This is a genomic window from Pseudomonas sp. Irchel 3A5 (genome assembly GCF_900187575.1).
Lineage (GTDB): Bacteria > Pseudomonadota > Gammaproteobacteria > Pseudomonadales > Pseudomonadaceae > Aquipseudomonas > Aquipseudomonas folii.
Genome location: NZ_FYDU01000008.1, coordinates 143,661 through 155,494, shown reverse-complemented (window position 1 = coordinate 155,494; position 11,834 = coordinate 143,661). Strand labels below are relative to the sequence as shown.

The following is an 11,834-nucleotide window of genomic DNA, read 5'->3' as shown; positions in this document are numbered from 1 at the left end:
CCGCGATAAGGCCGCCTCGGTCTATCAGATAGACCGCAGTGCTCTTATCGCGGGCAAGCCTAGCTCCACAGGTATCTACGCAACTCAGTGATCACTGCTCCTCAACCGGCGTAGCCGACGGCGGAGGCGGCGGGCGCAGGCCTACCTCTGCGTTGAGTTTGACCTCTTTCCCGTTGCGCATGACTTCGATGGCGATCTTGTCGCCGGGCTTGGTGCGTGCGACCTGATTCATCGAACGACGACCGTCACCCGCAGGCTCGCCGTTGATGCTCAAAATCACATCACCCAATTGCAAGCCTGCCTTCTGTGCCGGGCCATCGCGAAAGATACCCGCGACAACGATGCCTGGACGGTCTTTCAAGCCGAAGGACTCGGCCAGATCCTGAGTCAGTGGCTGCACTTCAATACCCAGCCAGCCACGAATCACCTGGCCATGCTCGATGATCGATTTCATGACTTCCATCGCCAGCTTGGTCGGAATCGCGAAACCGATGCCTTGAGAGCCGCCAGACTTGGAAAAGATTGCTGTGTTGATCCCGGTCAGATTGCCGTTGGCGTCAACCAGCGCACCACCAGAGTTACCTGGGTTGATCGCCGCGTCGGTCTGAATGAAATCTTCGTAAGTGTTCAGGCCAAGCTGGTTGCGTCCAGTGGCGCTGATGATGCCCATGGTCACGGTCTGGCCGACTCCGAAAGGGTTGCCGATGGCCAGTGCAACGTCACCGATACGGATGCTGTCGGAGCGACCAATCGTGATTGACGGGATGTTCTTGAGATCAATCTTCAGCACTGCCAGATCGGTTTCCGGATCATTGCCGATAACCCTGGCAATGGTTTCCCGACCGTCCTTCAGCGCAACGACGATTTGATCGGCGCCGGTCGTGACGTGGTTATTGGTCAGAATGTAGCCTTCCGGGCTCATCAGCACACCGGAGCCGAGGCTCGACTCCATACGTTTCTGCTTGGGCATGTTGTCGCCGAAGAAACGCCGGAATTGCGGATCTTCGAACATCGGATTGGCCGCTTTATTGACCATCTTGGTGGTGTAGAGATTGACCACCGCAGGCGCCGCCATGCCAACCGCATCGGCATACGTGACCGGGCCTTGCTGGACGTAGGTGGTTTGTGGTGCCTGTTGCAGGTTGACGTCGAGGCTTGGCAGACCCACCAGATCCGGGAAACGCTGAATAATCAGCAGTGCGACGAGTACGCCTGCCAGCAATGGCCAACCAAAAAAGCGCAGTGCCTTGAACATTGAGCAAATCCTGAAAGTGATCCGACGCTGCGGCTTGCTGCCCATCTGCGCCATAATGGGCGGCATTATACGAGCACTTGGGGTCGTGTCTCGCAAATAAGATCTTCAGAAGTGAAGCATTTCAGCAACACGACCCTATCAGCTTCAAATCACACATTCAGGAGTCTTTTATGGCTGTTGCGCTCAGCACTCTGGTAGAAGAAGCCGACCGTTATCTCAGCAGTTCACGTATCCAGGATTATTGCCCCAACGGCTTGCAGGTCGAAGGTCGTCCGCAGGTCATGCGCATCATCAGCGGTGTCACTGCCAGCCAGGCTTTGCTGGATGCCGCAGTGGATGCGCAGGCCGATCTGATCCTGGTGCATCACGGTTATTTCTGGAAAGGCGAGAACCCATGCGTCATCGGCATGAAGCAGCGCCGCCTGAAAACCCTGCTCAAACACGACATCAGTCTGCTGGCCTATCATCTGCCGCTGGACGTGCATCCGGACGTGGGTAATAACGTGCAGTTGGCGCGCCAGTTGGATATCACTGTGGAAGGCCCTCTGGATCCTGATAACGCCCGCGTCGTCGGCTTGGTCGGCTCGCTGAATGAACCCATGATGCCCCGCGACTTTGCCCGTCGCGTGCAGGAAGCGCTGGGTCGTGAGCCTTTGTTGATTGAAGGCACGGATATGATTCGCCGGGTGGGTTGGTGTACCGGGGGAGGGCAGGGTTATATCGATCAGGCAATAGCGGCGGGTGTCGACCTGTTCATCAGCGGCGAAGCATCTGAGCAGACCGTTCACAGTGCCCGGGAAAACGGGATCAGCTTTATTGCCGCCGGACACCACGCAACCGAACGCTACGGGGTTCAGGCATTGGGTGACTATCTGGCGCGGCGATTTGCACTGGAGCACCTGTTTATTGACTGCCCGAACCCGGTTTGAATACCTAACGAGACGGTATATCCATAGAACGTTTCGATCTATTGGGTCTCCTGAATAGAAGCAGGTGCTGTGCTAGAGTGCGGCCTCGAACACGGCCCGCTGGCCGTCCCGGGCGTTGTCCGGTCAATAATGAATGCAACCCGTGAGTAACCATGGTCGATAAACTGACGCATCTGAAACAGCTGGAGGCGGAAAGCATCCACATCATCCGCGAGGTCGCCGCCGAGTTTGATAACCCGGTGATGCTGTACTCCGTCGGTAAAGACTCAGCCGTAATGCTGCACCTGGCGCGCAAAGCGTTTTTTCCGGGCAAGCTGCCATTCCCGGTGATGCATGTGGACACCCGCTGGAAATTCCAGGAAATGTACCGCTTTCGTGACCAGATGGTTAAGGACATGGGCCTGGACCTCATCGTCCACATCAACCCGGACGGCGTGGCCCAAAACATCAGCCCGCTGACCCACGGCAGCTCTAAGCACACTGACATCATGAAGACCGAAGGTCTCAAGCAGGCCCTGGACAAGCACGGCTTCGATGCAGCGTTCGGTGGCGCGCGTCGTGATGAAGAGAAATCCCGCGCCAAAGAGCGCGTGTATTCGTTCCGCGACAGCAAGCACCGCTGGGATCCGAAGAACCAGCGCCCCGAGCTGTGGAACGTGTACAACGGCAACGTCAACAAAGGCGAGTCGATCCGTGTGTTCCCGCTGTCCAACTGGACCGAGCTGGACATCTGGCAGTACATCTATCTGGAAAGCATTCCGATTGTCCCGTTGTACTTCGCCGCCGAGCGAGATGTCATCGAGATGAATGGCACCTGGATCATGATCGACGACGAGCGTCTTCTGAATCACCTCAGCGATGAGGACAAAGCACGCATCGTCAAGAAGAAAGTCCGCTTCCGCACACTTGGCGACTACCCGTTGACGGGCGCAGTCGAGTCCGAGGCCACGAGCCTCACTGACATCATTCAGGAAATGCTTCTGACGCGTACTTCCGAACGTCAGGGCCGAGTCATCGATCACGATGGCGCTGGTTCGATGGAAGAAAAGAAACGTCAGGGTTATTTCTAAAGAGCAGCTAAAAGCTTCAAGCGGCAAGCTGCAAGTGGATCAAAAACAGGTGATCGAAATGGATTTCGAGAAACTCTTGGTTTGGCAAAGAGCCAAGGCTTTGGCAGTCAATCTTTACAAGGAGATGGCTTCCTGTCCCGATCTGGCTTTCAGGAGTCAGATCACGCGCTCTGGGCTGTCGGTCCCGAGCAATATTGCGGAAGGTATGGAGCGTTTCACTGCGAAGGACAAATGCCGTTTTCTATCGATTGCTAAAGCATCCTGTGGCGAGCTAAGAACTCAGCTCATCATCGGCGGTGAAATTGGTTATATCGCTGAACCACTTGCAGCAGCCTGGATTATCGAAACCCGTGAGCTTTCAAAAATGCTTTGCGGGCTGATCAATAAAATTTCTGACTAGCTGTACGCCGACAAGCTTGCCGCTTGAAGCTTACAGCTTGGAGCTCGAATGAAATGAGTCACGCATCTGATTTGATCAGCGAGGACATCCTCGCCTATCTGGGCCAGCACGAACGCAAGGAAATGCTGCGCTTTCTTACCTGTGGCAATGTCGACGACGGCAAGAGCACGCTGATCGGGCGTCTGCTGCACGACTCCAAGATGATCTACGAAGATCACCTGGAAGCCATTACCCGCGATTCGAAGAAGTCCGGCACTACCGGCGAAGACGTCGATCTGGCGTTGCTGGTTGACGGCCTTCAGGCCGAGCGGGAGCAGGGCATCACGATTGATGTTGCCTACCGTTATTTCTCCACCGCCAAGCGCAAGTTCATCATTGCCGATACCCCGGGCCATGAGCAGTACACGCGCAATATGGCGACCGGTGCATCGACCTGCGACCTGGCGATCATTCTGGTGGATGCCCGTTACGGCGTGCAGACCCAGACGCGCCGTCACAGCTACATCGCATCGCTGCTGGGCATCAAGCATATCGTTGTGGCCATCAACAAGATGGACCTCAATGGCTTCGACGAAAGCGTCTTCGAGTCAATCAAGTCCGACTACTTGAAGTTCGCCGACGGCATCGCGTTCAAGCCGACCACCATGGCCTTCGTGCCGATGTCGGCTCTCAAGGGCGACAACGTGGTGAACAAGAGCGAGCGTTCGCCTTGGTACACCGGTCAGTCCTTGATGGAAATCCTCGAAACCGTCGAGATTGCCAACGACCGTAACTACACTGACATGCGTTTCCCGGTGCAGTACGTCAACCGTCCAAACCTGAACTTCCGTGGTTTCGCCGGTACGCTGGCGAGCGGTATCGTGCACAAGGGTGACGAAGTCGTCGTGCTGCCTTCGGGCAAGACCAGCCGCGTCAAATCCATCGTTACCTTTGAAGGTGAGCTGGAGAATGCAGGGCCCGGTCAGGCCGTCACCCTGACCATGGAAGACGAGATTGATATCTCCCGTGGTGACTTGCTGGTACACGCCGATAACGTTCCGCAAGTGGCTGACGCGTTCGATGCCATGCTGGTGTGGATGGCAGAAGAGCCGATGCTGCCGGGCAAGAAATACGACATCAAGCGTGCCACCAGCTATGTGCCGGGCTCGATTGCCAGCATCACCCATCGTGTCGATGTGAACACCTTGGCCGAAGGGCCTGCCAGTTCGCTGGGCCTGAATGAGATTGGTCGCGTCAAGATCAGCCTCGACTCGGCCATCGCGCTGGACGGATACGACAGCAACCGCACCACGGGTTCGTTCATCGTCATTGACCGTTTGACCAATGGCACTGTGGCGGCGGGCATGATCATCGCCGAGCCCGTTGGCAGTGCAGGTGCCAATCATCACGGTGCTTTGGCTCACGTCGCGACTGAAGAGCGTGCTCAGCGTTTTGGTCAGCAACCGGCCACCGTACTGTTCAGCGGCCTGTCCGGCGCTGGCAAAAGCACCTTGGCCTATGCGGTCGAGCGCAAGCTGTTCGACATGGGCCGTGCGGTTTATGTACTGGATGGCCAGAACCTGCGTCATGACCTGAACACCGGTCTGCCACAGGATCGCGCCGGGCGTACCGAGAACTGGCGTCGTGCCGCTCATGTCGCGCGTCAGTTCAACCAGGCAGGGTTGATTACCCTGGCTGCGTTCGTTGCACCCGATGGCGAAGGGCGCGAACAGGCCAAGTCCCTGATCGGTGCTGACCGCCTGCTGACGGTCTACGTCCAGGCATCCCCTGCGGTTTGCCGCGAACGCGACCCACAGGGCCTGTACGCAGCTGATGGCGATAACATCCCGGGCGAGTCCTTCCCGTACGATGTGCCGCTCAATGCGGATCTGGTCATCGATACTCAAACCCTGAGCCTCGAAGACAGCGTCAAGCAAGTGCTGGACCTGCTGCGCAGTCGCGGCGCGATCTGACGATCGTTTTCTTTAACAAGAAACCCGCCAGAGATGGCGGGTTTTTTGTTTGTGTGGAGGGGCCCGGGCACCCTGTGGGAGATTCTATGTTCACCTGCAAGCATGATCTTGATCTTGTAGGACCGGCTTTAGCCGGGAGAGCGGTATTTCTACCGAAGGATATTTAGCGAATGTCCCGACATCCTCCTGGCTAAAGCCGGTCCTACGGAATAGCGCGGTATATGTGGGAGCTAAACTTGCTCGCGACGAAGCTGTACGCGGTTCACTTTAGATCGCGTCCAGCCTTATCGCGAGCAAGCTCGGCTCCCACAAGAGATTGTGGGTAGGCCTTAAGAATAATTTAGAGGCGGTATATATTTATCGCATGCTGTTGCTCGAATTCAGGTTAGTTGATTACTCAATCAATAACTTTCAAAGGTGAAAGTATGAGTATTCAGTATGGTGTGTTTAAAAATAATGGCAAACCCCGGTACTGCCGCCCAATCTGAAAATGACACCGGGCCAGTTTTTACAGTCGCCTAATGGGCGTTTTCGTCTGGAGCTGCAAAGCGATGGCAACCTGGTTATTAAAGATAGTGGCGCTATAGTCTGGGTCGCTGATCGCGGTCAGGCTTTTAGTAGCACGTTGTCTCGCAAGCAGAGAGGCGCTCCGTGGTTTGTCGTGAGCAACAGCGGCTTCCTCTATGATCCAGCCAGGTCGAGGCTTTGGATAGAGGAAAGCACGCACACCAAGGACAAATCGTTGTGGTACCACAGTCACATGTCCATACAGAATGATGGGCGGCAGGGCGACCTCCGGTGGGCGCGTTTTGGCTTTACACCGGGGCGTATCAAGAAACCAAAGCTAATTAACGTCAATGGCCCCCATAACAAAAAAGATATTTACACGTGGCACTTTTGACTGCCTGTCTACCTGTTGACGGGGCAGTCTGATCGATAAGGGTCCATGTTGCATTTGTGCTCGAGTTCCAGATCTTTGCTTGTGAGGATGTAGCAGTCTTTTGTGCAGTCACCTGGTACGCAGCCAAATAGCAAAATGCTTGCTGCGAGTATTTGGAATGTTTTCATGCTTCCTCCGTTTCCCAAAAAGCATAGAGGTCGCAACAAAATATATATAGCCGCTGTATTCCTGAAAGTGCGTAGGAAGCTTCTTCACCAGGATTTTATCCCGGTGTGATCCACAAAAAAGCCCGCCATTCTCATGAATGGCGGGCTTCCCTGATCCAGCTTTCGCTTACGGCTTTTTCAAACCGTAATGCTCGTCGAGCATGCCGGGAGCGTTGGGTGATTTCGGCGCGTAGTCTTTCGGCGCTTCATTTGTGCGCGGTGGGGTCAGGCGGTCGCGGTGAACCTGGCTGGCTTCAGGATGCAGGGCAGCCAGCAGGCGCTGGCGAGTCAACTCGTCGGTAGCAAGACGGTTGGCACCTTCGGCGAGATGCTCCTGTACGTCCTGATAGCTTTGCGAAAGCTTCTGGACCAGATTGGCCGTGCTGTTGAAGTGGGTGACCACTTCGTTCTGATAGTTATCGAAACGCTCCTGAACGTCATCCAGCTGGCGCTGGGTTCCATTGGGAGCGGCGTTGGGCACCAGGCGTGCGACCAGAAAACCGATGACAACACCGACAACCAGGGCAATGGTCGGCAACAACCAAACTAAGAGCGACAGTTCCACGAGTCCTTCCTCTATAAACGGCTTTGCTTTACGTTAACGGCTCGAACCTGCTCTGTATACCGCGACACGCTCACGGATATGCTATTTGCAGACAATCAGCTAGACGAGTCGACCCATTGCGAGGTCACGGAGTTCCTTTTTGCTCATGCGCGAAACCCCCGTATTGATCGATGGCCCGGTGGGCCAGCTTGAAGCCCTTTACCTTGATTTGCCGGATGCTACGGGCCTGGCGTTGATTTGCCATCCGAACCCGATTCAGGGCGGCACGATGCTCAACAAGGTCGTCTCGACTCTGCAACGCACCGCTCGTGATGCAGGTTTGATCACATTGCGTTTCAATTATCGTGGCGTAGGCGCGAGTGCCGGTACTTCCGAAGCAGGGGCCGGTGAAGTCGAAGACGCTCAGGCTGTGGCTCGCTGGCTGCTGGAAAAGCACCCTGATCTGCCCCTGACACTTTTTGGTTTTTCGTTTGGTGGTTTCGTCGCAGCCAGTCTTGCTGGCCGTCTTGAAAGCGCCGGACAGAAGCTTGGCCATCTGTTCATGGTCGCGCCTGCGGTCATGCGCTTGAGCGAGCAATATCCTCTGCCGCAGAATTGCCCGCTGACCGTTATCCAGCCGGAGACCGACGAAGTCGTCGAGCCAGAATTGGTTTACAACTGGTCGGCAACGTTGCCGCGCCCACATGAGCTGCTGAAAGTGGCAGAATGCGGACACTTTTTTCATGGCAAGCTGACCGATCTCAAAGATCTGGTTGCGCCACGCCTTTCAAACTGATGACAGCCCCATAAGCGACCTGCCATGACCACTCGTATCCTGACCGGTATCACCACCACCGGCACGCCTCACCTGGGTAACTACGCGGGCGCGATCCGCCCGGCCATCGTTGCCAGCCGCCAGAGCGATGCTGATTCGTTCTACTTCCTGGCTGATTACCACGCTCTGATCAAATGCGATGACCCGCTGCGCATTCAGCGCTCGCGTCTGGAAATCGCTGCGACCTGGCTGGCTGCCGGCCTTGATGTGGACCGCGTGACGTTCTATCGCCAGTCCGATATCCCGGAAATCACCGAGCTGACCTGGCTGCTGACCTGTGTTGCCGCCAAGGGCTTGCTTAACCGTGCGCATGCTTACAAAGCGTCTGTGGACAAGAACGTCGAAACCGGCGAAGACCCGGATGCTGGTGTCACCATGGGCTTGTACAGCTACCCGGTGTTGATGGCGGCCGACATTCTGATGTTCAACGCGCATCAGGTTCCGGTCGGTCGTGACCAGATTCAGCACGTCGAGATGGCTCGCGATATCGGTCAGCGCTTCAATCACCTGTTCGGCAAGGGCAAAGAGTTCTTCGTTATGCCTGAAGCCCTGATCGAGGAAAGCGTCGCCACGCTGCCTGGTCTGGACGGTCGCAAAATGTCCAAGAGCTACGACAACACGATTCCGTTGTTCAGCAGCGCCAAGGACATGAAGGACGCGATTTCGCGCATCGTTACCGACTCCAAGGCACCGGGTGAAGCCAAGGATCCTGACAACTCTCATCTGTTCACGCTGTACCAGGCATTTGCTACCCCTGAGCAGATCGCAGAGTTCCGTTCCGACTTGTTGCAAGGCCTGGGTTGGGGGGAGGCGAAGAGTCGCCTGTTCACCTTGCTGGACAGCGAACTGGGCGAGGCGCGTGAGAATTACCATGGCCTGATCGAGCGTCCGGCTGACCTGGAAGACATTCTGCTGGCCGGTGCGGAGAAAGCCCGCAAAGTCGCTACACCGTTCCTCGGCGAATTGCGTGAAGCGGTTGGCCTGCGGTCATTCCGCAGCAACGTGCAAGTGGCCGAGACTGGCAAGAAGAAAGCTGCAAAAGGTGCACGCTTTGTCAGCTTCCGTGAAGACGATGGCAGCTTCCGTTTCCGTCTGCTCGCTGCCGATGGCGAGCAGTTGCTGTTGTCGCGCAATTTCGCTGATGGCAAGTCCGCTGGCGCAGTCAGCAAACAGCTGCAGCAAGGCGGTGAGCTGGACCTTCGTACCGAAGCCGACAGCTTCACCCTCTGGCTTGATGGCCAATGTGTGGCTGACAGCCCGGTATTCAACGACGCCGCTGCTCGCGATGCTGCCATCGAAAGCCTCAAGCTGGCCCTCGCACCACAACAGGATTGATTGCCAATCTGCCGGGCCGTCGCTACAGTGACGGCCCGTTTTTGTTGCCTTGTTAGCGAATATGACCCCTCTAGAACGATACCAAGCTGATCTGAAACGCCCTGACTTCTTCCATGATGCGGCGCAGGAAACGGCTGTGCGTCATTTGCAGCGTCTCTATGACGATCTGATCGCCGCTAACCAGAGCAAGCCGGGCATGTTCGGCAAACTCTTTGGCAAGAAGGAACAGGCGCCGGTCAAGGGCTTGTACTTCTGGGGTGGCGTTGGCCGGGGCAAGACCTACCTGGTCGACACCTTCTTCGAAGCCCTGCCGTTCGAGCAGAAAGTCCGCACTCACTTCCACCGCTTCATGAAGCGCGTGCACGAAGAGATGAAGCCCCTCAAAGGCGAGAAAAACCCGCTGACCCTCATCGCCAAGCGTTTTTCCGATGAAGCGCGGGTGATCTGTTTCGACGAGTTCTTTGTGTCCGACATCACTGACGCCATGATCCTTGGCACCTTGATGGAAGAGCTGTTCAAGAACGGCGTCACACTGGTCGCGACTTCGAATATCGTGCCAGACGGCTTGTACAAGGACGGCCTGCAACGTGCGCGCTTCCTGCCGGCCATCGCACTGATCAAGCAGAACACCGACATCGTCAATGTGGACAGCGGCGTTGACTACCGCCTGCGTCACCTCGAACAGGCTGAGCTGTTCCACTTCCCGCTGAATGAAGCCGCTCAGGAAAGTCTGCGCAAGAGCTTCAAGGCGTTGACGCCGGATTGCGCTCAGACTGTCGAGAATGACGTACTGATGGTCGAGAATCGCGAAATCCGCGCACTGCGCACCTGTGATGACGTGGCCTGGTTCGACTTCCGCGAACTGTGCGACGGCCCGCGTAGCCAGAACGATTACATCGAACTCGGCAAGATCTACCACGCGGTGCTGCTAAGTGGCGTCGAGCAGATGAGCGTCACCACTGACGACATCGCTAGACGCTTCATCAACATGGTCGACGAATTCTACGACCGCAACGTCAAGCTGATCATCTCGGCTGAAGTCGAGTTGAAGGATTTGTACACCGGTGGGCGTTTGAACTTCGAGTTCCAGCGAACGCTGAGCCGGTTGCTGGAAATGCAGTCCCATGAATTCTTGTCGCGGGCGCATAAACCCTAGTGGTCATGGGTCTGTAGGAGTGAGCTTGCTCGCGATAGCGTTGTGTCAGTGTGTGAATATGCAACTGACACAACGCTATCGCGAGCAAGCTCACTCCTACAGGTGATGCCCTTAAGCAGCTTGCTGAAACTGCTGCCGATACTGATTCGGCGACAGCTCCGTATGTTGGCGAAACAGTCGGGCGAAGAAGCTGGCGTCGTCGTAGCCCACTTCGTAGCTGATGGTCTTGATGCTTTTGCGCGTGCCGGACAACAGGCCTTTGGCTGTTTCGATACGCAGCCGTTGCAGGTAGTGCAGAGGCTTGTCGCCGGTAGCGGTCTGGAAGCGGCGCATGAAGTTGCGGATGCTCATGCCATGATTGCGGGCGACATCTTCAAAGCGGAATTTGTCGGCGAAATGCTCTTCCAGCCAGTGCTGGATTTGCAGGATCACGACATCCTGATGCAGTTTCTGCCCGCCAAAACCCATGCGACCCGGTGCATAGTTGCGTTGTACTTCGTACAGAATGTCCCGGGCAACGGCTTGCGCAACGTTGGCGCCGCAGAAGCGCTCAATCAAATAGATGTACAAGTCACAGGCTGACGTCGTGCCACCTGCGCAGTACAGATTGTCGGCGTCTGTCAGATGTTTCTCCTGATTCAACAGAACTTTCGGAAATCGCTCACCGAAGTCGTTGAAAAATCGCCAGTAGGTCGTCGCTTCCTTGCCGTCCAGCAGGCCGGATTCTGCCAGCCAGAATACGCCGCTGGCTTCACCGCACAGCACCGCGCCGCTGGCATGTTGTTCGCGCAGCCATGGAATGACTTGGGGATAGCGCAGGCGCAGGGCATCGAAGTCATCCCAGAATGCCGGGATCACGATGACATCGCTCTGGCCTAGGTCGCCATCGACGGGCAGTACCACGTCGCTGAAACTGCGCACGGGCTTGCCGTCCGGGCTGACCATGCGTGTCTCGAAGGCGGGGACTCTGCCCAGGCCCAGCTGTTTGCTGTAGCGCAGTGCAGCGAGGTGAAAGAAATCCTTGGCTTGCATCAATGTGGAAGCGAACACCCCGTCAATAGCCAGGATGCTGACGCGCCGCAGGGGCGCGGAGGCGTGAGTCGACATATTCTTTTATTCTTATATGGGGAAGTGGTCAGTTTACGGCTGGATCGTCTTATTTTTTGGCGAGTGTGTCCAGTTCTGGAATGTTGAGCAGGCTACTGGGGATTTTCATCCGGGTTTACTCGGTTTTTGTGGGAGCGGTGCTTG

Annotated in this window: 10 protein-coding genes; 7 read left to right on the top strand and 3 right to left on the bottom strand. The window is 56.2% G+C overall.

Translation table 11 applies throughout. From position 1 onward, the window contains the following. Nucleotides 1–91 precede the first annotated feature (91 nt). The gene (gene algW / locus CKW31_RS15100; protein ID WP_027897825.1) at nucleotides 92–1,255 is read right to left on the bottom strand and encodes a Do family serine endopeptidase AlgW; all 1,164 of its coding nucleotides are present in this window, start codon (nucleotides 1,253–1,255) and stop codon (nucleotides 92–94) included. A 170-nt stretch (nucleotides 1,256–1,425) separates the two neighbouring features. On the opposite strand from algW, the gene CKW31_RS15095 reads away from it, so the two are divergent. From CKW31_RS15095 to cysN, 4 genes are all read left to right on the top strand, one after another. After that, entirely contained in the window at nucleotides 1,426–2,184 is a 759-nt protein-coding gene (locus tag CKW31_RS15095) for a Nif3-like dinuclear metal center hexameric protein (RefSeq protein WP_095096413.1), read from the top strand. 152 nt (nucleotides 2,185–2,336) lie between these two features. Then, nucleotides 2,337–3,254: a sulfate adenylyltransferase subunit CysD gene (gene cysD, locus CKW31_RS15090; RefSeq protein ID WP_095096410.1), complete on the top strand. Its 918-nt coding sequence runs from the start codon at nucleotides 2,337–2,339 to the stop codon at nucleotides 3,252–3,254. Nucleotides 3,255–3,312: 58 nt separating this feature from the next. Next, nucleotides 3,313–3,654, top strand: coding sequence for a four helix bundle protein (locus CKW31_RS15085; protein ID WP_095096900.1), 342 nt, complete (start codon nucleotides 3,313–3,315; stop codon nucleotides 3,652–3,654). Nucleotides 3,655–3,707: 53 nt separating this feature from the next. Further along, on the top strand, nucleotides 3,708–5,606 hold the full coding sequence (cysN, locus tag CKW31_RS15080; protein WP_095096407.1) for a sulfate adenylyltransferase subunit CysN: 1,899 nt from the start codon (nucleotides 3,708–3,710) through the stop codon (nucleotides 5,604–5,606). 1,234 nt (nucleotides 5,607–6,840) lie between these two features. On the opposite strand, the gene CKW31_RS15070 is transcribed toward cysN, so the two are convergent. Next, entirely contained in the window at nucleotides 6,841–7,278 is a 438-nt protein-coding gene (locus CKW31_RS15070; protein WP_095096404.1) for a YhcB family protein, read from the bottom strand. A gap of 145 nt (nucleotides 7,279–7,423) precedes the next feature. On the opposite strand from CKW31_RS15070, the gene CKW31_RS15065 reads away from it, so the two are divergent. The 3 genes from CKW31_RS15065 (at nucleotide 7,424) to zapE (ending at nucleotide 10,583) form a co-directional block, all read left to right on the top strand. Beyond that, nucleotides 7,424–8,053: an alpha/beta hydrolase gene (locus CKW31_RS15065; protein WP_095096401.1), complete on the top strand. Its 630-nt coding sequence runs from the start codon at nucleotides 7,424–7,426 to the stop codon at nucleotides 8,051–8,053. A gap of 24 nt (nucleotides 8,054–8,077) precedes the next feature. Further along, complete coding sequence (locus CKW31_RS15060) at nucleotides 8,078–9,427, top strand: tryptophan--tRNA ligase (protein WP_095096398.1); 1,350 nt, start codon at nucleotides 8,078–8,080, stop codon at nucleotides 9,425–9,427. 61 nt (nucleotides 9,428–9,488) lie between these two features. Next, entirely contained in the window at nucleotides 9,489–10,583 is a 1,095-nt protein-coding gene (gene zapE, locus CKW31_RS15055; protein WP_095096395.1) for a cell division protein ZapE, read from the top strand. Nucleotides 10,584–10,694: 111 nt separating this feature from the next. Here zapE and CKW31_RS15050 read toward each other — a convergent pair whose 3' ends face one another. After that, nucleotides 10,695–11,615, bottom strand: coding sequence for a GlxA family transcriptional regulator (locus tag CKW31_RS15050; protein ID WP_176469898.1), 921 nt, complete (start codon nucleotides 11,613–11,615; stop codon nucleotides 10,695–10,697). Between the last annotated feature and the right edge of the window lie 219 nt (nucleotides 11,616–11,834).